Raw genomic sequence first — 24,004 nt, 5'->3', positions numbered from 1 at the left:
CTTATTTTCAGGATAGAAAACCAAAATAAAGACGAGTCGCACGAAGATTTTTTTCACAGTATTTTATTGTATATAGAAATTCCACTAAATGAGATTTATTGACTACAAAATCATTCATCAATAGTTGATTTTATAGTTCCACGTTATGAATCATAAGACTGCTAAGCATTACTGCCTTGTGTCTTACTTTACGCTTTCCCTTGTACAGGCATTGTACAGGGGAAAGTTGTTTTAGGGAAATACTAAGCGATTTCGGAATCGGTTAAAAAATTTGCAACAAAAAAAGGAACTCGTTTAATCAATTCTATTTCTGGGGAAACCCGCGCTATGCCGGCAGTTCAGCTGGTTTTTCCGTAACTTGCGTTTTCACGCAAAGGAGCAAAGGAGTTAAGCGCACAAAGCGCGCTGCCTGATCATACAAGAAGTTTTCTTTACGTCTTTGCCTCTTTGCTCCGTTGCGTGAATAAAACCGGTTATTTATATGTCTTATACACCACAACATAAGGTTCGTATTGTAACGGCAGCTGCTTTATTTGATGGTCATGATGCGGCCATCAATATTATGCGCCGCATTATGCAGGCCAAGGGCGCCGAGGTGATTCACCTGGGGCATAACCGCTCCGCTGCTGAAATTGTAGACTGTGCTATACAGGAAGATGCACAAGGCATCGCGGTCACTTCCTACCAGGGAGGACACGTAGAGTTCTTCAAGTATATGTATGATTTGCTGCAGCAGAAAGGTTGTGGTCATATTAAAATCTTTGGAGGAGGTGGCGGCACCATCCTGCCGGTAGAAATTGAAGAACTGCATGCATACGGCATTGCCCGGCTCTATTCCCCGGACGATGGCCGCCAAATGGGCCTGGAAGGCATGATCGAAGACCTGATCCGCCAATGTGATATTGCGGTAACACCACTCACTGCCGGCGGCAATGTGGAAGACATCCCGCAACTGCAAAAAGAGAAAAACCCTAAAATCATTGCACGATCTATCAGCCTCGCTGAAAATGATCTGCCGGTAGCACTGCTCAAAGGACAGAAGGCCAGAACGGCCGTTACCGTGAATGAGGGCGAAGCACATATCACCCACACAGCAGATAACCCGGAGAAATCACCCGTACTGGGTATTACCGGCACCGGCGGCGCTGGTAAAAGTAGCGTTACCGATGAACTGGTACGCCGCTACCTGAATCACAGCACGGATAAAACGGTGGCGGTGATTTCGGTAGATCCTTCTAAAAAGAAGACAGGCGGCGCTTTGCTCGGTGATCGTATCCGCATGAACTCCATTCATCACCCACGCGCCTACATGCGCTCCCTGGCTACCCGCGAAAGCGATAAAGCCATCAGCGAACATATACAGGAAGCTATCGACATCTGCAAACTGGCAGCTTTCGACTTTATTATCCTGGAAACATCCGGTATTGGTCAAAGCGATACCGCTATCACCGACTATTGCGATGTATCCCTCTATGTGATGACGCCGGAGTATGGCGCTGCATCCCAGTTGGAGAAAATCAACATGTTGGACTACGCTGATGTGATTGCCATCAATAAATTCGACAAAGCCGGCGCCCTCGATGCCCTGCACGATGTACGTAAACAATATAAACGTAACCACGGTCTCTGGGATGCCAAAGAAGAATCCCTGCCGGTAGTAGGTTCCATTGCTTCACAATTCAATGACCCAGGTATCAACCTGCTGTTTGAAAGAGTGATGGAAAAAGTAGAAGAGAAGACAGGCGCCAGTTTTGGCCCGATGGCACATGAAAGCGTGAAGTCTACTTCTACCAAATCACAGATCATTCCGCCGGCACGGGTACGCTACCTCGCTGAAATAGCAGAAGCCATTGGCGACTACAGCAAGTTCACCGACGAGCAATGTAAAATTGCCAGTCAACTGTACCAGATCGCGGGTGTAATCGCTTTACAGCCTCAACTGGCAGACTCGCTCGCAGATGTGAAAGCACACCTGGAGAAATCCCTGCATCCGGAATGCAAAAAGCTGCTGGACGAATGGCCTGCCCTGCAACAAAAATATACCGCTGATTTTTACGAATTCCAGGTAAGGGATAAGGTGATTAAATTACCACTCTTCTCTGAAAGCCTCAGCCATAGCAGAATTCCAAAGGTGAGTTTACCGAAGTATAAAGATTGGGGTGATATCCTGCGTTGGCAGCTCACCGAAAATCTGCCTGGCGAATTCCCTTATGCTGCCGGTGTATTCCCGCTGAAAAGAGAAGGAGAAGATCCTACCCGCATGTTCGCAGGAGAGGGTGGTCCGGAAAGAACCAATAAACGTTTCCACTACGTATCCCTGGATCAGCCGGCAAAGCGGTTGTCTACTGCATTCGACAGCGTAACACTCTACGGCGAAGATCCTGCAGTAAGACCAGACATCTACGGTAAAGTAGGTAATTCCGGTGTGAGCATCGCTACCGTAGATGATGCTAAAAAATTATACAGCGGCTTTGATCTCTGCGATCCCAAGACCTCCGTGTCGATGACGATCAATGGCCCGGCGCCCATCTTGCTGGCATTTTTTATGAATGCCGCTATTGATCAGCAGTGCGAAAAATACATCAAAGAAAATGGCCTCACGGAAAAAGTACAGGCCCTGATAAAAACAAAGTTCAAAGATCATCCGTTGCCACATTACAATGGCGACCTGCCAGCAGGCAATGATGGTCTGGGACTCAACCTGCTTGGCATCTCCGGAGAAGAAGTACTGGAGCGTGATGTTTACGAAAAAATAAAAGCCCATGCGCTGAGTACCGTGCGCGGTACGGTACAAGCCGATATCCTGAAAGAAGACCAGGCACAAAATACCTGCATCTTCTCTACCGAGTTCGCCCTGAAATTAATGGGTGATGTGCAGGAATATTTCATCAGGGAGAAGGTGCGTAACTTCTACTCAGTAAGTATCTCCGGTTACCACATTGCGGAAGCAGGAGCTAATCCCATTACACAGTTGGCCTTTACACTGGCCAATGGATTTACTTATGTAGAGTACTACCTGAGCCGTGGCATGAATATCGATGATTTCGCACCTAACCTGTCGTTCTTCTTCAGCAATGGTATGGATCCTGAATATGCGGTAATAGGCCGTGTAGCCCGTCGCATCTGGGCCAAAGCCATCAAGTATAAGTACAAAGGAAACGACCGCTCACAGAAGCTGAAATATCATATCCAGACATCCGGCCGCAGTTTGCACGCGCAGGAAATTGATTTCAACGATATCCGCACCACGCTGCAAGCCTTGTATGCCATCTACGATAACTGTAACTCCCTGCATACCAATGCCTACGATGAAGCGATTACCACGCCTACAGAAGAAAGTGTAAGACGTGCAATGGCCATCCAGTTAATCATCAACCGCGAATTAGGGACTGCTAAGAACGAAAACCCAATACAGGGCGCCTTCTTCATTGAAGAGCTGACAGACCTGGTGGAAGAAGCCGTACTCAGTGAGTTTAACCGCATCACCGAACGTGGTGGCGTGTTAGGCGCTATGGAAAGAATGTATCAGCGGAATAAAATACAGGAAGAAAGCCTGTATTATGAATCCCTCAAACATACCGGCGAATTCCCGATTGTAGGCGTAAATACCTTCCTGAATAAAAATGGTTCTCCAACCATTATTCCGGCAGAAGTAATCCGCTCTACCACTGAGGAAAAAGAATTCCAGATACATACCCTGGAAGCCTTCCAGCACAGGCATCAGCAGAAGAGTGCTGCGGCACTAAAGCAGTTGCAACAGGTAGCTGTTACCAATGGTAACCTGTTTGCAGAACTGATGGAAACCGTGAAACACTGTTCTCTCGGACAAATCACACATGCACTCTATGAAGTAGGCGGACAATACCGCAGAAATATGTAATTAAGAGCATAAAGCTGAAGGCAGAAAGGATAAAGCTATTGTAGCGAATGACCAAAGCGGAAATTTAATTCTACGCTTCTATCATTCGCTACAATAGCTTTATGCTTTATGCTTTTAGCTTTCAGCTCTTTAAGTTATATTAGTATTACCTTTTAGCGTCTCTCTATCTTACACGCTATGAGCATCCTATTTTTACAGCTTCACTTATCGTAATCGCTATGAAAAGAATTCTTTTTGCTTTGATGGTGTTGGCGGGCTGGCAGGTAACAGCACAAGTAAAAGACACGGTAGCCAAACGCATTACATTGCCTAATGGATGGGCGTTGACGCCGGTAGGGCGATCTTTGCCACTGGGTGATTTGCCGTTGAATATGATACTATCGCCTTCAGGTAAATACCTGGCGGTGACGAACAACGGGCAAAGTCGTCAAACTATTCAGTTGATAGATGTAGCCAAAGAACGGTTACTGGATGAAGTAACCATTCCGAAATCCTGGTTGGGATTGGCTTTTAGCAAAGATGAAAAGAAACTCTATGCTTCGGGCGGAAATGATAATGTGATATGGCAATACGGCATCAACAATAATAAATTAGCCGTAACAGATTCCATACGCTTAGGAGCTGGTTGGCCGAAAGAAAAAATTTGTCCTACCGGTATCGCGATAGATCCATCACGTAACCGGCTATACGTAGCTACCAAGGAAAACAACAGCTTATATGTAATTGATCTGCAGCAAAACAAAGTCATCTCGCATATTCCCTTAGCGGCGGAAGCTTATACAGTACTGCTGTCTAAAGAAAAAGACCGCCTGTATATTTCACTCTGGGGCGGTGATGCAGTAGCCGTATTTGATATTGCTGCAGGGAAAATAAGCAGCACTATTCCGGTGGGTAGTCACCCGAACGAGATGATATTATCCGCGAACGGAAAGTACCTGTACGTGGCTAATGCCAATGATAATTCAGTAGCGGTTATCAATACGGGCAACCAGCAGGTAATGGAGTTACTGCAAACGGCATTGTATCCGGATGCACTGACCGGCTCTACTACCAATGGGTTGGCGCTGTCTGCCAACAATAAGCAATTGTATATTGCCAATGCGGATAACAACTGCCTGGCAGTGTTTGATGTTAGTACACCGGGTAAAAGTAAATCCAAAGGATTTATTCCGGTAGGTTGGTATCCTACCTGTGTAAGAGTTGCCGGTAAAAAGATATTGGTAGCTAATGGTAAAGGATTTACTTCGTTGGCAAATCCTGATGGCCCTAATCCAATCAATAAAAAAGAAGAGAGTGGATCGCATCAGGCCAATACGCGGAAAGACAGGCCTGTACAGTATATTGGCGGTTTGTTTAAAGGCACGTTATCGATATTCAATGAACCGGGGGAGGCGATGCTGAATCGTTGGTCGGGATTGGTATATGAAAACACACCGTATACAAAAGCCAAAGAGAATATGGCAGCTGGTGAAGCGGGCAATCCCATTCCACGGGGCGCCGGACAAACCTCTCCGATTAAATATATTTTCTACATTATCAAAGAGAACCGCACCTACGACCAGGTATTGGGAGATATGCCCGGCGGTAATGGTGATAGCAGCTTATGTATTTTTCCGGAACGCATTACCCCTAATCTACATCGTATAGCCCGTGATTTTGTGCTGTTGGATAATTTTTATGTAGATGCAGAAGTCAGCGCTGATGGTCATAACTGGAGTACTGCGGCCTATGCCACTGACTATGTAGAGAAGACCTGGCCTACCAGTTATGGTGGCCGTGGTGGCACTTATGACTATGAAGGAAGCCGTAAAATAGCTTATCCCAAGAAAGGCTTTATCTGGGATTATTGCCAGCGCGCTGGGGTGACCTATCGTACCTATGGCGAATTTGCCGGTACGCTCAAAGCCGCGTTGCCATCTCTCGAAAATAATTACTGCAGGGTATATCCTTATTTTGATCTAAGTATCCAGGACGTGTTCCGGCAGCAACTGTGGCAGCATGATTTCGATTCGTTGCTGGCCATAGATGCTGTGCCCCGTTTCAATAGTATCCGCCTGGGTAATGACCATACCAGCGGTATGAGGAAAGGCGCTTATTCACCTTATGCAGCCGTGGCAGATAACGATCTGGCGGTGGGCCGTTTGGTGGATTACATCTCCCATAGTAAGATATGGAAGGAAAGCGCCATTTTTATCCTGGAAGATGATGCCCAGAATGGCCCTGACCACGTGGATGCACACCGTTCCCCGGCGTATGTAATAAGTCCCTACATCAAAAGAAACAGTGTTAATCATACCATGTACTCCACTTCAGGAATGCTGCGTACCATAGAGCTGATATTGGGCCTGCCGCCCATGAGTCAGTATGACGCGGCGGCTACGCCGATGTGGGAACTATTCGGAGCTACACCTGATGTAACACCTTATACCGTATTGCCTGCACAAGTGGATATCAACGAAAGAAATGTAGCCTGGAATGAAAGTGCGCGTAGGTCTGCTAATTTTGATCTGGCGCATGAAGACCGGGTTCCTGACCTGGAATTGAATGAAGTAGTGTGGAAGGCTATTCATGGTGAACATGCGGTAATGCCCGCCCCTCGCAGAAGTGCTTTTGTAAAGCTGCAGGCAACAGCTGATGAAGATGATTGATAGTGAAGCAGAAAGCAAAAAGCGGAAAGCATAAAGCATAAAGCTATTGTTGGGGATGACCAACACCTGATATTTGATCTCACAGTTTTATCATCCGCTACAATAGCTTTCTGCTTTCCGCTTTCTGCTTTCTGCTCTTTTTGATAAATCGATTAAGCAAATACCAGAAACTTTTCTATTTTAGGGGTTCCTAAATTCAAAAAACGTTATGGTTGCAAGGAGAGATTTTCTAAAAAGCGGTGCCCTGGTAGCAGGCGCTGTTGGGCTGGGACTGCCCAAAACAGTATTTGGCTGGAACGGATATACCTCCCAGCGCCCACCACTGGCCAAGCGGAAATTTACCAGCGAAGCCGTGGAAAAGACCATCGTCAAAGTGAAAGCGCAGATTGCAGATACCAAATTGGGCTGGCTGTTTGAAAACTGTTTCCCTAATACACTTGATACAACCGTTAGTTTCAAAACTGAAAACGGTAAACCGGATACTTTCGTTATCACCGGCGATATCAACGCTATGTGGCTGCGTGATTCTTCTGCCCAGGTATGGCCTTATCTGCCACTGGTAAAAGAGGATGCCAAACTGAAAGACATGGTAGTGGGCGTTATTAACCGCCAAACAAAATGTATCCTCATCGACCCATATGCCAACGCCTTTAACGAAGGTCCCACTGGCAGCGAATGGGAGAAAGACCTTACGCAAATGAAACCGGAACTGCACGAGCGCAAATGGGAAATAGACTCCCTGTGCTATCCAGTGCGGTTGTCTTATCACTACTGGAAAATCAGCGGCGACAACACGCCTTTTGATGCGAAATATAAACAGGCCGCACAACTGATCGTGAAAACGTTCAAAGAACAACAACGTAAAGATGGTCCCGGCCCTTACAAATTCCAGCGTGTGTCTGCTGTACAGTCAGATACTGTAGCCAATGGCGGTTGGGGTAACCCCATATCACCGGTAGGCCTGATTGTGTCTATTTTCCGTCCTTCCGACGATGCTACTGTATTCCCATTCCTGATTCCTTCCAATATGTTTGCCGTAGTATCCCTGCGTCAACTGGCGGAAATCAGCGAAACCATTTATAAAGACACTGCTTTTGCCAAAGAATGTACGGCACTGGCAGATGAAGTAGACCGAGCAATTAAAGCCTACGCTATTGTTGATCATCCCAAACTGGGCATGATGTATGGCTTTGAAGTAGATGGCTTCGGTAATCGTTTATTCCTGGACGATACCAACGTACCGAGCCTGCTGTCTATTCCTTACCTGGGCTATACCGGCATCGATGATCCGCTGTACCAGGCTTCCCGTCACTTTGTGTGGAGCAACTTCCAGCCATGGTTCTACAGAGGTAAATATGGCGATGGAGTAGGTAGTCCACACACCGGCACCGACTACATCTGGCCAATGAGTATTATCATGAGAGCATTAACCAGTCATGATAAGGAAGAAATTGCCGGCTGCATTAAAACCCTGCGCAACACCGACGGTAATACCGGATTTATCCATGAATCTTATCATAAAGATGATCCTACCAAATATACCCGTGCCTGGTTCGCCTGGGTGAATACCTTGTTTGGTGAGCTGATTCTGAAAGTAAGTGAGGAATATCCTGATCTGCTGAAAAGACAATACGCATAATTTATCCGGATAACTTTAATCAGGGATTTTGTGAGGTATGTTCAATAAATTGTGAACATAAATCATGAAATCCCTGATTTTTTTTCAATAAACCTAAGTAGCAATGATTGCAGCAAGTATTTACCAGCAAAGGATAGCACAGTTTGATGAAGCGATGAAGAAGGAAAAAAATTTAACCTCCCTGTTATCCTGGGCGCGGTTAATCAGCTTTTTAGTGATAGCCACCAGTATGGTACAGCTGTTCCGTAACGGGTGGACAGCCACCTGGATCGTGCTGGGAATTGCTGGCATCATCGCCTTTGCGCGGTTATTGATCCTTTACACAAAAGCGTTGCAAAAACTACAATTGTTTGAAACCCTGCTGGCATTGAACAGGAAAGAGTTACAGCTGGTCACTACCTGGCAGTCGGACTTCGAAGACGGGAATGAATTTGCAGACGACAAACATGATTTTACCAGCGACCTGGATGTATTTGGACCGGCTTCTATCTTTCAGCATCTCAACAGAACAGGTACCTTATCCGGCAAACGAATGCTAGCGGCGGCGTTGCGTAATCCATTGAAAGATATTGCTACTATACTGGATACACAGGAAGCTTTGAAAGTATTGGCGCCTGAACTGGAGTTCCGGCAACAGTTGACTGCTAATGCGATATTGGCTAAAGAAGAAGAAAGTGATCGTAAAGAGATTGTAGCATGGCTGGATATGCCTTTCCGCTTTATCAATAATAAGCTGGTGAAAGTGGCGATATGGGCAAGCCCGGCGCTGGTAGTGGCTGCGCTGGTATATGGTATTTACAGTGGGAAGTATTACCTGCTCACCACCATGATCATACTTAACTGGATCCTGTTGGGCGTAAATCAGAAGGAGATCATGGCGCAGTATGTACTTATTTCTCACAAAGAACGCATACTGGATAAGTTCTCCATTTTGTTGCATCTCATCAAGGGCGGTGATTTTAGGCAATCCCGGTTGTTACGGGAGCAACAGGAAATTGCGAAAGAGGCGGATATGGCATTGAAAGGGCTGGCTAAAGTAAGCGGCGCCTTTGACCAGCGTTTGAACCTGCTGGTAGGAATCGTGCTTAACTCCCTGATGTTGTACGATTTCCATTGTATACTTCGCCTGGAACGCTGGAAGCAACAGCACACGGGGCATATCACCAACTGGTTTGATGTGATTACCCGGTTTGAAATGTGGAATAGCCTGGCTACCTATGCGTATAATCATCCGCAGTTTACCTGGCCGGAGCCGCAGGAAGCACGGGTGCTGGAAGCTACTGCGCTGGGGCATCCGCTGATACCTGCCGATGAATGCGTGAAGAATGATGGCGGTACCGGTAGAAAAGACAGCTTCCTGATCATTACCGGATCCAATATGTCCGGAAAAAGTACCTTCCTGCGTAGCGTGGGTGCTAACCTGTTGCTGGCCATGTGTGGTGCGCCGGTATGCGCAGACCGCCTGCAGTTTAGCCCTATGCATATCATGACTTCCATGCGTATCAAGGATTCTATTGCCAGTCATACTTCATATTTCCAGGCGGAGCTGTTGCGCCTGCAGCATATTATCCGTCAACTGAAAACAGGGGAGCGGGTATTTATTTTGTTAGATGAAATACTCAAAGGCACCAACTCGGAAGATAAGTTGTCCGGCTCCCGTAGCCTGATTGAGCATTTCCTGCAATATAACTGCCTGGGCATGATTGCTACGCATGACCTGGAGCTGGGACAACTGGAGGCCGCTTACCCCAACCAGATCCGCAATTATTGCTTTGAAAGCACCATACAGGAGCATCACCTCTACTTTGATTATCGCATCCGGGAAGGGGTAGCGCGCAATAAAAACGCCACCTTCCTGATGAAACAGATGGAGATCATCTAGTTGCGTGAACAAAACAAATTTTACGTCATAACTAAATATTTTAGTAGTTTTACTAAAATATTTAGTTATGACGTTGCCGTTCCAGGAAGGAGAGCCAGCGCCTCAATATTATAAAGGCCGCGGGGCACAGATCAATCCAAAGAATAAATATCTGACGGACGAATATGCGCAGGAACATGCAGAGGGTATTGACGAATGGTGGCAGGCGGATGTTCCGACCCAGATATTTGAGGAACATGCCAAAACCCTTGTCAACAAAGTGGATAGTCCGGATGTGGGGATGTGGTTTTCCATGAACCCCTACCAGGGCTGCGAGCATGGCTGTATTTACTGTTATGCCCGTAACTCCCACCAGTTCTGGGGGTTGAGCGCCGGTCTTGATTTTGAGCGCAAAATCATTGTGAAGCATAATGCGCCCGCCCTGCTTCGCAAGTTCCTGGACAACAAGAACTGGGTACCCAAGCCTATTTCCCTGTCAGGCAATACTGACTGTTATCAGCCCATAGAACGTAAGATGTGGCTGACCCGTCAACTGCTGGAAGTGGCGGTGGAGTATAAGCAGCCGGTAGGTATCATCACTAAAAACTCATTGGTATTGCGGGATCGTTACCTGTTGCAGCAGCTGGCCCAGGAAAACCTGGTATGCGTATACGTTTCCATTACCACGCTGCAGGAAGACCTGCGGCAAAAAATGGAGCCCCGTACAGCTACTGCTGCTCAACGGCTCAAAGTAGTGAAAGAGCTGAGTGATCTTGGTATACCCGTTGGCGTTATGACAGCTCCTATTATCCCCGGACTGAACGACCAGGAAATTCCCCGCTTGCTGGAAGCCGCAGCGGCCAATGGTGCTAAATATGCCGGCTATACCGTGGTACGCCTCAACGATGCGGTGAAGATCATCTTTAATGACTGGCTGTATAAAAACTTCCCGGACCGGGCAGATAAGGTATGGCACATGATTCAGGGACTGCACGGCGGACAGGTGAACGACAGCGAGTTTGGACGGAGAATGAGGGGAGATGGAAATGTGGCAGATATCATCAGGCAGCAATTTAAATTACATACAAAGAAGAACGGCATGAACCAGGAACGCTTCGAATTCAATACAGACGCGTTTCGCAGGCCAAATGCACAATTAACTTTGTTCTGATTTTCCCGGCAAATTAGTTACACTTTAAACTAATTGTTAAGTCTGGGAAAAAAGTAGGGTGTTTTATTGTGTAATAAAAAAAATAAAAATTACCTTTGTTCCAAGAACAAAAAAGAACTGTGCAACTTATATCAACATACGAGATTTCAGCGATGGCCTGCAAGCAAAAGCAGGTCAAGGCCAGATTGCGGGCGTGTTGCACCGATTGTTAACGATAGAAAAAGTTATCAAACGATATAAACAAAAGTCCCGCACTAGAACAAGTGTGGGACTTTTTGCTTTTGAAGCAGTACTGAAATGACGACATTGACAGAATTTCAAAAGATAACTGTAATACAAAAAAATGCACCTCACGGTGCAAACGGGATGGCTTTGCCTTTAATAAAGCCATACGGACATGGTATGCGGTAGTGTGAGCTAAACCTCTACATTATTTAGTCCCGGTCCGTAAATACGGCCGGGTTTTTTTGTGGCGAAAATCTGGCATAAAGATGGCAAACAATGTATTTTTTAAATGAAGTTATGCGCTAACCCATTTTACAAGTAAACAGCAAGTGCATAATCCCAAAAACGTTAGATGATGAGAAACGTTATTCAAGTTGTAAGAGAGGCCTTACTCACCAATTTCAGGGAGTTGGATCAATGGTTTGAAAAAGACCAGGCATTACTGCACTTCAAACCAGACCGCGATCAGTGGAACATCAGAGAAGTATTGGAGCATATTACGCTCACCAACTACTTCCTGCTCCTGATCATTAACAAAAGTACCCGCCGCGCGTTGGAACGTAAAAAGTCCGGCCATACCGTTATCATTCCGGCGGATTACCAGGATAAGTTTGACCAGATAGACGTAATCGGCAGCAAATCCTTTGGCTGGGTAAGACCCGAACATATGGAACCTACCGGTTTTAAAAATATACAAGAGGTAAAAGCCCTCCTGAAACAGCAATATGCGCAATGCATGTACAACCTGTCTCTCCTGAAAAACGGAGAAGGAGTACTCGTATTCACCAATATGTCTGTTAACCAGTTGGGAAAACTCGATATATACCAATACATCTACTTCCTCACCAAACACATCGAACGGCATATCCGTCAGATGCAACGACTGGAAAGGGAATACGAAGAGAATGCGGTATTGATTTAATTTTAAGGTCGACCACCATCATCTGTATTTGTTAGTCCCGATTGGTATTTAAGCCGGAAGCAGGTACGCTTCCGGCTTTTTGCTGCGGCGTATAAGGCACAAAAGGATTATTTTACAGAGGAAATTAAAAAGGGCAATTTGATATAACTCCCAAAGAAGTGATTTCTTTTGGTGTTGATAAAATGGGATTACAGCATAATGATCCAGACTTTGTTTACCATACCAATTTCATACTGGATGGCCCGCTGAAACATGCAGGTAACAACAATATCCTGGAAACGGGCAAGTTAATAGGTGGCCAACTTGAAATCAAGCTGGAGCAACGTGATCGCAAGGTAGATATCTACATGCCTTATGCGCGCAGTTTTTAAAATATCATTGAAGTAACTATCTCTAAAGGCTATACGCTGAAAGGAGTAGATAAGTTAAATCGCAGTATAGATAACGCCTGTGGTTCATTTACTGTAAAAGCTACAGTGGAAGCAGATAAACTGAAGCTACCTATCAGGAAAGTCTACAAGAATAGTTTCGAATTGGTAGCAAATTGAGGAAACCTGCTACAGGTAATAGATGCAGCGGCAGATTTTACAACGCAAAAAGTATTGCTTAAGAGAGCATAGAAAAAATATTTGAAAATATTTTGTTAAAAATTTGCAATATCGAAATATATGCTGTTATCTTTGCATCGTTAAAATTGATAATAAAACAAAAAGTAAACTGATAAAAATGAAACGCTTGAATTTATATATGGACAACGCACTTCCTTGCGGCACGCAAGGCGATAGCGGGTTCCGGGCGTTTTATGTTTACAGGTAGCTAATAGATATTTGTAAAAATAACAGAAGCCCGGGTCCATGGATCCGGGCTTTTTTGTTGTCGTTTTATAGTGATAATGAATTCGCCGGCAATTACAAAACGGGTTCAGATCCGCCACAGTAAATGGTTCCAGGATAGCATTCCAGCATTGGATGCTACATGGCCGAGGTATGCCTTAACGTGATAGATACGTTAACGTTAGTAGCCCGGTCCGTGTAAAACAGGCCGGGTTTTTTTATTGGCAATAAAGAGATTATTTGAGGAGGTACATATAAAAACAGGCAGGCGGAGTAATCCTGCTCCGCTTTCATCTCCTTTTAAAAATATTTTTTTTCGTCTCTGTTTGCAATTAATCCCCAACAATCAGGTTATCAAAAGGATAACTTGTAATTTACCCCCATGATAACAAAGATTTACCCGGGGCCGCAGCGCCCTGGTAAATCTTTATCAATCGGGAGCATTTATAAAAAGAGAAAACGTAACATGAAATATACTGTTAACAATAATATCGATATCACGGATGGAGAGCAGTTTGATCCGAGAGGTGTGTACACCATGTATTTCAACGCCATCCCGGATATTAATAATATCTATGAAGTAGATACCGAAAAAGCAGCGGCAGCTTTCGCTAAAAAGTACGAAAGCATGATAACGCACACACACCGGTACACGGATTATGATAACAAGAAGAAAAAGTACAAGCATAATCAAACACTGATGGTGTTGAATAATAACTGCATCGTAGTGTTTTGGCTTTCCTGGTGTGAAATATTGCATAATGGATCCATACCTGCATTTGTAACGGAGATAACGGAAATGGTTACACGTTATAAAGAAAAGCAGCGCAGGGAGCCACATGAAATAAACCTGATCACCAGTGGCCGCAAAGGACTGGAACTGAAAAGCCTGGAAATAAAACGTACCCGCCTGGACATAGGTATGTTTTATGAAGATGATTTTAAGGAGATAGATAAGGTAATACAGCAGCGGTTAAAGAAGGATAAAGATAAGGGTATTGTATTGCTGCATGGCTTACCGGGAACAGGAAAAACCACTTATCTGCGTTACCTGATTGGCCGGATCAAAAAGCGGGTATTATTCGTTTCGCCGGATCTGGCTACGAATATCATGAATCCTGAATTCATGGAATTGCTGATTGATAATCCTAATTGCGTAGTGGTGATAGAAGATGCAGAGAACGTGATTATGGATCGTAAATTCTCAGGTAATTCATCTGTATCCAATTTGCTCAACCTGTCTGATGGACTGCTGGCGGATTGTTTGAATATACAATTGGTATGTTCTTTCAACAGTGATTTATCGGCGATAGACAGCGCATTGTTGCGTAAGGGTCGCTTAATTGCCAAGTATGAATTTAAGCGGTTGCCGGTGGAGAAAGCGCAGGCGTTATCTAAGCACATGGGATTTGATACTGTTATTAATAAACCCATGACCGTAGCAGAGATAGCCAATCAACATGAGCCTTCGTTTGAAAGAAAGCAACACGTGATTGGATTTAGAAGAGATGTTTTAGAAGAAACCGCATAAATAAAAATATGACTGACAAAAGAAACTGGTTATTCATCTACATCAGCATGTTAAGGGAGTTCCGATCGGATACCTAAACATGTATTATGAAGAAAGAAAATTCAGCAGTATCTGACATACTGTTAATGTCACGCATCAGAACTGGGAGGCAAAGAAAGCGTGCTGCCATAAAGGCACAGGATAAGGCATTGCTACGCCTGAAACGGGAACAAGACGCTTTATCTAAAGCTTATCGGAATCGTGGTTGTGTGCCACTGGAGCCGCCCGTTATGAAAGGCTATAATCGCTTCTTTGTATTACGAGACGATGTAGCCAGAAGTAGAGATGCCACTTTTTTTCAGGGAATCCTGGATAAAATTAATACCACGAACTGGTGTGCAGAGAAGGGTTTTAGGGTAAGTAAGCGCTACAAAAGGAGGCACAGGTATGCTGACTTCCTGCAGCAACTATATGAGCCAACAGAAGCGGAGTTTAAGAAAATGGATTTTAGCCCGCGTGCGCTTCAATATTTTGAGGAGTGGATAAAAATTGATAAGCGAAGTGGAAAGCCTGTAAGGAAGTATGTTTTTACAGACCCTTGGCGCTTTATATTAAGAGTAAGACCCAATTGGATTACACAGCAGTGGATCCATGCCCCTGAGTTGGAATCCAGGATGGATGAAATAGATGATTTCCTGGATAGAAATAACCTCAGACCACGCTTTGGTAAATTGGTGTATGGAAAATATATCAGCCGTCGCAAGGAATGGAGGTATGATCCCGAGGGTCGTTTTCTGGTAGATAGACATGTGCTGCCTTACAGGTTCATGAAACAGGATCTGGAAGAAGGCATTGGCGGAAAAATATTTGTTAACCTTAAAAGATATTCATCATGAAAAAAAATCAAACGTCCATATACAACAGCTTGAGTAATCGCTTCCACCACCTGGTGAAAGTTATTAAGTGGGAAATGAATCATTGGTTATGGACAATCCGGTACAAACGGAAATTGAAAACTATATTGCAGCATCACGAATAAGAACTACCAGGAGAAGAATACGTGATGCACGTACACAGTTTGAAAAGCAACTGTTAAGTTTACATAGAAAAGAAAAAGCGTTATGGGATACCTGGAGCAAGCGTGGATATGTTCCGCTGGAACCTCCGGTAATGAAAGGTTACAAGCGCTTCTTTGTATTAAGGGATGATGTAGCAAAGGGCAGAAATGCTACTTTCTATGAGGAGTTATTGAAGAAAATAAACACTTATGAATATAGTCATCGGAAAGATTTCAAAGTAAAGAAGCGGTCTCATGGCCGGAAGAAGTTAGTTGTAAGAGAACAGCAACTGCTGCAGCCAGATGTAGACCACTTTGCAAAGTTGAAGTTAACAGAGAAGGAGGCCGCCTGTTTTGAGGAGCGTTATTTTTTTTACAAGAACGGCCTTGTGCCGCAAAAGAGGATGGTATTTAGGGAATCATGGCGTTTTGTATTACGTGTAAGACCGAATATGATCACGAAAACGAGGGCGATGATGCCGGAGTTACTCTCTCAGATTGATCAGTTACGCAACTATCTGCAGGCACATTTCCTGGAGAAGAAGATAAGGAAGCTAACTGACGGAAAAGTGTACCGATGGTACGGCTGGCTGACCGCCGAAAAAGGGAAGTATATTAAAAAAAGAACCCTGCAACAAATGTTGCAGGAAGAATGGTACGATAAAATTTAATCCATATGTCAAATTTCAAAGTAGGTGGTAAAACCTTACTGGAAATAGGTTACCCAAAAAGTCCTGTATTTCGTTTAGCCATGAAGGTGATGGACGAACATTTCAGTCACCTGACCCGTGATGAAGCCATAGATCTCCTGAAGGAAGTATTGGCGGATCCTGACGCATATGTAAATGATGCGTTGCTGGGACCGGTAGCAGAACAGTTGTTGATGCCAGTGGCGCCAAAAGAAATTCCGTTGCGTGAAACGCCGGTGCCTTATGCTGTTTTTGGTGCGGACAATATTGCAGATGGTGTGATACAGCAACTGAATAATGCCGTTCGTTTGCCCGTTGCCGTTGCAGGTTCGTTGATGCCGGATGCTCACCAGGGATACGGGTTGCCTATTGGCGGGGTATTAGCCGCAGATAATGCGGTGATCCCTTATGGTGTGGGTGTGGATATTGGATGTCGTATGTGTTTGAGTATACTGGATTTGCCGGAGCAGTCGCTATTGACGAATGATGCTGCTTACAAGAAGCAGCTGGTAAACTGGACGAAGTTTGGTGCCGGTGTGGAATGGAAGCAGAGAGAGCCGGACCCGGTATTGGAAAGAAGTGAATTTAAGGAAATCCGTTTTGTAAAGAATCTGTTGGACAAGGCTGCTGGTCAGCTGGGTACTTCTGGTTCCGGTAATCACTTTGTAGAATGGGGGATTGCTACTATTTCGGATGTAAATAATGAATGGGGGTTAGTGCCTGGTAACTATGTGGCTTTGCTATCGCATTCGGGGTCAAGAGGACTTGGGGCGCAGATAGCGGGCCATTATACCCAGGTGGCGAAAGATGTATGTCCGTTGCCGCAGCATGCAGGACACCTGGCGTACCTGGATCTGAATACGGAAGCGGGTCAGGAATACTGGTTGGCAATGAACCTGGCGGGCGACTATGCATCTGCCTGTCACCATTTGATTCATAAACGGCTGATAACTGCCATGGGGGCTACTTTGCTGGCAAGAGTAGAGAACCATCATAATTTTGCGTGGAAGGAGATGTATGAGGGTAAAGAAGTTATTGTGCATCGTAAAGGGGCTACACCGGCAGGAAAAGGTGTGCTGGGCGTGATTCCCGGTTCTATGACGGCGCCAGGATTTATTGTGCGTGGAAAGGGTGAGGTCACCAGCTTGCAATCTGCTTCGCATGGAGCAGGGCGGATGATGTCGCGCACGCAGGCACAAAAAAACATTACTGATCAGCAAATGAAAGACGTATTGAAAGAACACGGTGTAACCCTGATAGGCGGTGGACTGGACGAAGCGCCGGGTGCTTATAAAGATATTAATACAGTGATGGCAGCTCAATCAGCGTTGGTGGAGGTGATAGGTACTTTTGTACCAAAAGTGGTAAGAATGGCGGATGGAGGGCCTGCGGAAGACTAGTAAAGAATAGATGCAATGACGCGAGGGCGGGAGATGACGAAAGTTGTTTCCCGCTTTTCGTTTCCTCTTTTTATTTTAGTCTACTAAAATAGTAGGATAATTGATTTTTATTACTTATTATTGTGCCAGTTTACCACCACCAGAACCTGAATTATGAAACCTATACGCGGGCTGGCGCCGTGTATACGCCTATGTTTAACAATCGAGGATTTCCGAATTTAAAATTTAATCAAGTGCATTTAAACTACCTGGCATTGGCTGTCCCGTTTTTCCTGACGTTCATTGGGTTAGAGTACCTCGTATCACGTAAAAAGGGGAAAAACTATTTTAAGTTTAATGATTCGATTACTAACCTGAGTGTGGGTATTGCTGAACGTTTGCTGGATACGTTCACGGTGGGGTTGTTTTATTTTTTATATGATTACCTGTATCGTCACTATGCCATATTTGATATCAAAGCCAGTGTGTTGTTATGGGTGGCGTTATTGATTTGTACAGACTTTATCTGGTATTGGTATCATCGGTTAGCGCATGAGGTGACGGTGTTTTGGTGTGCGCATGTGGTACATCATCAGAGTGAGGAGTTTAATTATACGGTATCTGCGCGAATTACGGTATTCCAGGCATTTATCAGAACAGGTTTCTGGGCCATATTGCCGGTGATTGGTTTCCCTCCGGCGATGATCACCAGTATGTTGTTGGTGCATGGGCTGTATCCGTTTTTTATTCATACCCGTACTATTGGAAAGCTGGGTATCCTGGAGTATATCCTGGTAACGCCTTCCCATCACCGGGTGCATCATGCCAGTAACCCGCAGTACCTGGATAAGAATTATGGAGATGTATTTATTATCTGGGATAAATTATTCGGCACATTTGTCAAGGAGGAAGAGGAGCCTGTATATGGTTTAACTAAGCCGTTGGAGAGCAATAGTTTTCTATGGCAGCATTTCCATTTTATACTGGAAATGCTGTATTCCGCTCGTCGTGCCAAGGGGTGGCGCAACAAATGGCGGATTATTTTTGGCAAGCCGGACAATGTGGATCCGGGTGCACGGCAGATATTGGAAGACAGATACCTGGCGCGTAACCGGCAGGTAACGGAAACGCCTAAGTTATTTAATTATGTGGTGTGGCAAATTGTTGTTACGCTTGTATTGTTGTTTGCTTTCCTGTTATTGGAGCATTATGTGCCGGTATTCATCCAGGTATGTGTAGCCTTGTTGATAGTGCTTACGCTGATCAACTGTGGGGCTATTATGGAGCAAAGGAAGTGGGTTTTTTACCTCGAATATGCCCGGTACCTGGTATTGAGCCTGGCGGGTTATTATATATGGCCGCATCCGGCGGTTCTTTGCGCCGCTGCTGTGATAATGGTAACTGCACTGTATTTCCAGTCTCACCTGAAAGAGCATTATTTACGGCTGGTATACGGTTACTACCGTTCATAGCGGTGATGGTCCGGCCTGAAAGCTTGCTTTCGGGCTGGATGGTATTTACATGTTAGTTTTCATGATATGGGTTATTGTCTTGGAACCTGGGATTTAAGTATTTTCCGGGCAAAATGTATCCGGCTTTTAATGGTGCCCAGTGGTTCCTGTAGAATGTTAGCAATCTCGAAATATTTATAGCCTTCATAATAGAGCATAAACGGCTTTTTGAAGATATTGGGCAGATGATACACGGCCACGTGGATATCTTTCATCTGTAGATTAGAAGCCGCTTTGTTGGTAACGGTACTTTGGTGGTAATTAATAAAGAAGTCGCTCGCGCTTGGTTCGGCTACCATGCGATGTTTCAATTTTTTACGGTAGTGGTTGATAAAGATGTTTCGCATAATGGTGAATAGCCAGGCGCGGATGTTGGTGCCTTCCAGGTATTTTTCCTGGTTAGATAGGGCTCTGAAAAGGGTTTCCTGATAAAGGTCTTTTGCCTGTTCAGCATCTTTGGTGAGGGTAAAAGCAAAGGGTTTCAGGAAATCAGCGTTTCCGATAAGCAAGGTGTTAAATTCAACAGACGACATAATGTTTAATTTTTGCCTTAACTAATTTGAACAAAGAAAGGGGTGAAAGGTGTATTCGAATAGGTGCCAAGGGGCGGTTAAAACATGACTTTTTTTAGTTGTTTCAATTGATTCTCAAGCGATTGATCCAAGGCCAGTATTTAGATCGATGAAAACGGTGGTAGTTTAAGTAACGATAGTAATTTATCAAAACAGGTAATTCACAGACGACTCTCTAATAGATAAACGTATAAGAACGGGAAAAGGATTTTAATAATAGGGATTTATCACATTTATAATATTTATATATTATAATAATCTTAAAATTAGAGCTGCTTCAATATTTGGACGCATATTTGCAGAGCGGGAACCATATCTTTCGAAAGCATGCTTAATCTATCAGCCGACAGTTCATAGTGATTTCATCCCAAAAGTGGTAGAATTCTGATGAATCTAACATTTATATGTTATTTTTTATAGATTTGCAGCTTATTTGGCGGCAGCCAGGTAAGATTGATTCCAAAAAAGATTCGAGAAAGTTTAGATCCTATTATACATGTTAAGAAAATTACTGTTGGTCCAACTGTTCCTGTTTATAGGTTTGTGTGTAATGGCACAGGTACCGTCCCCAGCGCAGGTGAATATCGACAATTTATCAGATGCTCAGATACGTAGAATTGTTGCCGAAATGAAGCAGAACAATATGAGTATGTCTGATATTGATTCTTATGCGGAACAGAAAGGAGTGCCACCAGCGGAGGCTGAGAAGCTGAAAACGAGGATCACGATGATGGGGCTTGATAAAAGCCTGGATAAAAAGAAGAATTCAGAAACCTTTCAACAGGACAATCAGTATTCAGGGCGATCGTTTAATGATTCAGATACCAGTAATGTTGATTTATTCAGACAAAGACTTAATCCCGACGACATAAAAAGGAAAAAGATTTTCGGAGCGGAACTCTTCAGTAATAAGAACCTCACTTTTGAACCGAACTTAAGAATCCCCACTCCTTCTAATTACAGGCTTGCAGCGAACGACCAATTGATGATTGATATATATGGTTATTCCGAAGTACAATATAATTTAACCGTAACAGCAGAAGGCTACATCCGTATTCCCAACCTGGGTCCTGTATACGTAAATGGTTTAACCATTGAGGAAGCTAAAACAAGGATTACTAAACAATTATCTACTATATATTCTACCATAGGTACAGGAAAAACCTTTGTGCAAATGTCATTGGGAAATATCCGGAGTATCCGCGTATTGATAATTGGTGAAATTGATCGGCCAGGTTCTTATACCCTGCCTTCCCTGGCTTCTGTGGCTAATGCGTTATATGTGTCCGGTGGACCTAACGATAATGGCTCTTTTCGTAATATACAGGTTATCCGTAACGGTCAGGTGATTAATACATTTGATTTGTATGATTTTCTTACCAGGGGAGATTTATCGAACAACATTATTTTGCAGGATCAGGATATTGTGAAAGTAAATCCATATAAAACAAGAGTGGAGTTGATAGGAGAAGTGAAGCACCCTGCTATATTTGAAGCGAAAGATAATGAAACGCTTCAAACTATGCTTGACTATGCCGGAGGATATACGGATGGTTCTTTTAAAGAAAATATAACAGGATACCGTATCAACAATAAGGAAAGAGAAGTGATCAATGTTAAAGCAGATGAAATCGCTTCTTTTAAGCTGAAATCAGGAGACCAGTTTTTTATTGATTCCATATTGAACCGCTTTAGCAATCGCGTTACCATTGCCGGTGCAGTATTTCATCCCGGAAATTATGGGCTGGAACCGGGAATGACCATTGCCGATCTGATTAAGAAGGCCGATGGTGTACGGGAAGAGGCTTCTTTGAATCGCGGTATTATCCGCCGTTTACAGCATGATTTCACACCTGCTATTATCAGCTTTAATGTACAGGATGTAGTTGGTGGTAAAACAGTGATTCCGGTAGAGAAAGAAGATAGTATAGTCATTTTTTCGAAATTTGATCTCCGCCAAGGCTTTTCCGTATTTATTGGGGGAGAGGTAAACAGACCGGGACTATTTCCTTATGCAGATAGCATGAGACTTGAGGATTTGGTTTTACTTGCAGGAGGACTCCGTGACGCGGCTTCCTTGAAGCATGTGGAAATATCAAGAAGGATCAGGAAAGGTGATTATAATAGCAAAGACACGGCAAAAGCCATTATTAAACAGTTTGATATCACTGCCGATTTATCTGGTATTGCAGGGCAACAAGTGATATTAGAACCCTTTGATGAGATAATTATCCGTAAATCCCCAGCTTATAGCGAACAGGCAAATGTTCTGCTGGAAGGAGAAGTAGTCTATCCGGGACAGTATACTATTATTAACAAGAGAGAGCATATCTCTGATGTTATTAAAAGGTCTGGTGGACTCAGAGAGGAAGCGTTTCCTGAAGGAGCAGTACTGTTGCGCAGAACATATATCAATAGTTCGGATAGTGCGTTGTTAAGTAACAAACTTGCGTTGTTTTATAGCAAGCTGGAAGACAGTACCAGTATTTCGAGTGTAAAGAGTATGATGGAACGTAAATATCAATTGCTCGGAATTAAGCTGCCGGAAATTTTGAAGAATCCGTCATCTAAATATGATATTTTACTGGAGGAAGGTGATGTGTTGAAAATTCCCAAGAAACTTCAAACAATTCAGATGTTTGGAGAGGTTTATTTCCCCAAGAAAATTCGCTTCGATAAAGGATATGCTTTCCGTGATTATATACGGGGAGCTGGTGGTTTTACTTCCTCTGCATTGAAAAGAAGAAGTTATGTGGTATATTCTAATGGAGAAATAAAAAGTACAAGAAAGATATTCTTTTTTAACAAATATCCAAAATTAAAGCCCGGTGCAGAAGTGTATATTCCAAGTAAGAGAGAGAGAAGAGGCCTATCTCCGCAGGAACTAATCGGGTTTAGCAGTGGTCTTGCTTCTATTGCATTGATTGTAGTGACTATTCTGACCAGGGTAAAATAATCTAACAGGGTTTTAGTATAAAAGAAATATAAATGGAATCATCCCAACGATCGCGAGGAATTGATGTAGGCGAACAGGAGTTAACGCTGAAATCCATTATTTTAACAATGCAGGAATGGTTACGTTTTCTATGGAGTAAAAAGTTCCTCATTATTCTCGTAGCTATTATTGGCGCTGCGCTGGGGCTTACTTATGCATTTATTAAGAAGCCTTTGTACAAAGGGGAACTCACCTTTGTTATGGAGGAAAACAGTGCAGGTCCTTTGGGAGCTTACATGGGAATGGCTAGTCAGTTTGGGATAGATTTGTCAGGTAGTGGAAGCAGTGGCATTTTTCAGGGAGATAATATTATGGTGTTTTTGAAGTCAAGGTTGATGATTGAGAAAACTTTACTTTCTCCTATTGTGGAAGATGGGAAGAAAATGACACTGGCAGAACACTATATTGAATTCAATAAGCTCAGACAAACCTGGAAGAAACCGGAATTACAACAGATACATTTTCCGCTTGGACAGGAAAGAACCAAATTTTCGTTACTTCAGGACAGTATTCTTCAGGTTATTTACAACACCATTGTAAAAAGTAACCTGGATGTAGACAAAACCGCAAAGCAGTATAATTTCATCTCAGTTACCTGTACTTCTCTAAGCGAGAATTTCTCTAAGGTATTTACGGAATCGTTGGTTGATGAGGCTGCCGGCTTTTATATTGAAACGAAAACTAAGAAAACGAAATCAAATGTTGACAGATTACAGTCGCAGGCTGATTCACTGGAGATATTGTTGAATCGTAAAACTTACTCAGCAGCTGCTGTGCAGGATCTTAATATGAATCCGGCTAAACAGGTGGCAAGTGTCAATGTTGAGTTTGCGATGAGAGACAAAATGGTATTACAAACAATGTACGGAGAAGTGGTGAAGAATCTGGAATTTACCAAAATTTCAATGGCACAGGAAACACCAGTCATTCAAATTGTGGATACTCCTATTTTGCCTTTGGAGAAGGTGAAATTAGGCAAATTAAAGGGGCTGATATTTGGTGGTTTTATGGGGGGTGTTTTGATCGTTTTCTATTTACTGATTAAAAAAATATTAAGGGATATTTTGGATGGAAAATAAACAGTCCACCTATCTCAATGTCAGAATTTCGTT

Annotated in this window: 15 protein-coding genes; 14 read left to right on the top strand and 1 reads right to left on the bottom strand. The window is 43.7% G+C overall.

Features of this window, described 5'->3' with window-relative positions; translation table 11 throughout:
• The first annotated feature begins 481 nt into the window (after positions 1 to 481).
• The 12 genes from J7623_RS24120 (at position 482) to J7623_RS24065 (ending at position 19,286) form a co-directional block, all read left to right on the top strand.
• Positions 482 to 3,880: a methylmalonyl-CoA mutase family protein gene (locus J7623_RS24120; RefSeq protein ID WP_291925228.1), complete on the top strand. Its 3,399-nt coding sequence runs from the start codon at positions 482 to 484 to the stop codon at positions 3,878 to 3,880.
• 218 nt (positions 3,881 to 4,098) lie between these two features.
• Complete coding sequence (locus J7623_RS24115; RefSeq protein ID WP_291925226.1) at positions 4,099 to 6,528, top strand: bifunctional YncE family protein/alkaline phosphatase family protein; 2,430 nt, start codon at positions 4,099 to 4,101, stop codon at positions 6,526 to 6,528.
• A gap of 208 nt (positions 6,529 to 6,736) precedes the next feature.
• Positions 6,737 to 8,167, top strand: a complete 1,431-nt coding sequence (locus J7623_RS24110) for a glycoside hydrolase family 125 protein (protein WP_291925224.1) — start codon at positions 6,737 to 6,739, stop codon at positions 8,165 to 8,167.
• 103 nt (positions 8,168 to 8,270) lie between these two features.
• Positions 8,271 to 10,049: a hypothetical protein gene (locus J7623_RS24105; RefSeq protein WP_291925222.1), complete on the top strand. Its 1,779-nt coding sequence runs from the start codon at positions 8,271 to 8,273 to the stop codon at positions 10,047 to 10,049.
• 67 nt (positions 10,050 to 10,116) lie between these two features.
• Positions 10,117 to 11,199: a PA0069 family radical SAM protein gene (locus tag J7623_RS24100; RefSeq protein ID WP_291925220.1), complete on the top strand. Its 1,083-nt coding sequence runs from the start codon at positions 10,117 to 10,119 to the stop codon at positions 11,197 to 11,199.
• Between the two features lie 580 nt (positions 11,200 to 11,779).
• A complete protein-coding gene (locus J7623_RS24095) occupies positions 11,780 to 12,346 on the top strand; it encodes a DinB family protein (protein ID WP_291925218.1) in 567 nt (188 codons plus the stop codon).
• Between the two features lie 158 nt (positions 12,347 to 12,504).
• Positions 12,505 to 12,717, top strand: a complete 213-nt coding sequence (locus J7623_RS24090; protein ID WP_291925216.1) for a hypothetical protein — start codon at positions 12,505 to 12,507, stop codon at positions 12,715 to 12,717.
• Positions 12,718 to 13,645: 928 nt separating this feature from the next.
• The gene (locus tag J7623_RS24085; protein WP_291925214.1) at positions 13,646 to 14,710 is read left to right on the top strand and encodes an AAA family ATPase; all 1,065 of its coding nucleotides are present in this window, start codon (positions 13,646 to 13,648) and stop codon (positions 14,708 to 14,710) included.
• An 86-nt stretch (positions 14,711 to 14,796) separates the two neighbouring features.
• On the top strand, positions 14,797 to 15,585 hold the full coding sequence (locus tag J7623_RS24080) for a hypothetical protein (protein ID WP_291925212.1): 789 nt from the start codon (positions 14,797 to 14,799) through the stop codon (positions 15,583 to 15,585).
• Positions 15,586 to 15,673: 88 nt separating this feature from the next.
• Positions 15,674 to 16,417, top strand: a complete 744-nt coding sequence (locus tag J7623_RS24075; protein WP_291925210.1) for a hypothetical protein — start codon at positions 15,674 to 15,676, stop codon at positions 16,415 to 16,417.
• A gap of 5 nt (positions 16,418 to 16,422) precedes the next feature.
• A complete protein-coding gene (locus tag J7623_RS24070) occupies positions 16,423 to 17,835 on the top strand; it encodes an RtcB family protein (RefSeq protein ID WP_291925208.1) in 1,413 nt (470 codons plus the stop codon).
• A gap of 233 nt (positions 17,836 to 18,068) precedes the next feature.
• Complete coding sequence (locus tag J7623_RS24065; protein WP_291925206.1) at positions 18,069 to 19,286, top strand: sterol desaturase family protein; 1,218 nt, start codon at positions 18,069 to 18,071, stop codon at positions 19,284 to 19,286.
• A 71-nt stretch (positions 19,287 to 19,357) separates the two neighbouring features.
• Here J7623_RS24065 and J7623_RS24060 read toward each other — a convergent pair whose 3' ends face one another.
• Entirely contained in the window at positions 19,358 to 19,858 is a 501-nt protein-coding gene (locus tag J7623_RS24060) for an RNA polymerase sigma factor (RefSeq protein ID WP_291925204.1), read from the bottom strand.
• 535 nt (positions 19,859 to 20,393) lie between these two features.
• On the opposite strand from J7623_RS24060, the gene J7623_RS24055 reads away from it, so the two are divergent.
• Both J7623_RS24055 and J7623_RS24050 read left to right on the top strand, forming a co-directional pair.
• Positions 20,394 to 22,853 carry an SLBB domain-containing protein gene (locus J7623_RS24055; protein WP_291925202.1) on the top strand — a complete coding sequence of 820 codons (2,460 nt, stop codon included), beginning with the start codon at positions 20,394 to 20,396 and terminating at the stop codon, positions 22,851 to 22,853.
• A 32-nt stretch (positions 22,854 to 22,885) separates the two neighbouring features.
• Positions 22,886 to 23,971 (top strand): Wzz/FepE/Etk N-terminal domain-containing protein, encoded by a 1,086-nt coding sequence (locus tag J7623_RS24050; protein WP_291925200.1) that lies wholly within the window; start codon positions 22,886 to 22,888, stop codon positions 23,969 to 23,971.
• Positions 23,972 to 24,004 lie beyond the last annotated feature (33 nt).

This window comes from Chitinophaga sp. (assembly GCF_017745275.1).
Lineage (GTDB): Bacteria > Bacteroidota > Bacteroidia > Chitinophagales > Chitinophagaceae > Chitinophaga.
This window is presented reverse-complemented; position numbering and strand designations above follow the sequence as displayed.

What these genes read in the sequence shown, in the direction of transcription:
- J7623_RS24085 (WP_291925214.1), top strand. Translation starts at nt 13,646, where the DNA reads ATGAAATATACTGTTAACAATAATATCGATATCACGGATGGAGAGCAG.
- J7623_RS24120 (WP_291925228.1), top strand. Translation starts at nt 482, where the DNA reads ATGTCTTATACACCACAACATAAGGTTCGTATTGTAACGGCAGCTGCT.
- J7623_RS24060 (WP_291925204.1), bottom strand. Translation starts at nt 19,858, where the DNA reads ATGTCGTCTGTTGAATTTAACACCTTGCTTATCGGAAACGCTGATTTC.
- J7623_RS24055 (WP_291925202.1), top strand. Translation starts at nt 20,394, where the DNA reads ATGTTAAGAAAATTACTGTTGGTCCAACTGTTCCTGTTTATAGGTTTG.
- J7623_RS24100 (WP_291925220.1), top strand. Translation starts at nt 10,117, where the DNA reads ATGACGTTGCCGTTCCAGGAAGGAGAGCCAGCGCCTCAATATTATAAA.
- J7623_RS24115 (WP_291925226.1), top strand. Translation starts at nt 4,099, where the DNA reads ATGAAAAGAATTCTTTTTGCTTTGATGGTGTTGGCGGGCTGGCAGGTA.
- J7623_RS24080 (WP_291925212.1), top strand. Translation starts at nt 14,797, where the DNA reads ATGAAGAAAGAAAATTCAGCAGTATCTGACATACTGTTAATGTCACGC.
- J7623_RS24095 (WP_291925218.1), top strand. Translation starts at nt 11,780, where the DNA reads ATGAGAAACGTTATTCAAGTTGTAAGAGAGGCCTTACTCACCAATTTC.
- J7623_RS24070 (WP_291925208.1), top strand. Translation starts at nt 16,423, where the DNA reads ATGTCAAATTTCAAAGTAGGTGGTAAAACCTTACTGGAAATAGGTTAC.
- J7623_RS24050 (WP_291925200.1), top strand. Translation starts at nt 22,886, where the DNA reads ATGGAATCATCCCAACGATCGCGAGGAATTGATGTAGGCGAACAGGAG.
- J7623_RS24075 (WP_291925210.1), top strand. Translation starts at nt 15,674, where the DNA reads ATGGACAATCCGGTACAAACGGAAATTGAAAACTATATTGCAGCATCA.
- J7623_RS24105 (WP_291925222.1), top strand. Translation starts at nt 8,271, where the DNA reads ATGATTGCAGCAAGTATTTACCAGCAAAGGATAGCACAGTTTGATGAA.
- J7623_RS24110 (WP_291925224.1), top strand. Translation starts at nt 6,737, where the DNA reads ATGGTTGCAAGGAGAGATTTTCTAAAAAGCGGTGCCCTGGTAGCAGGC.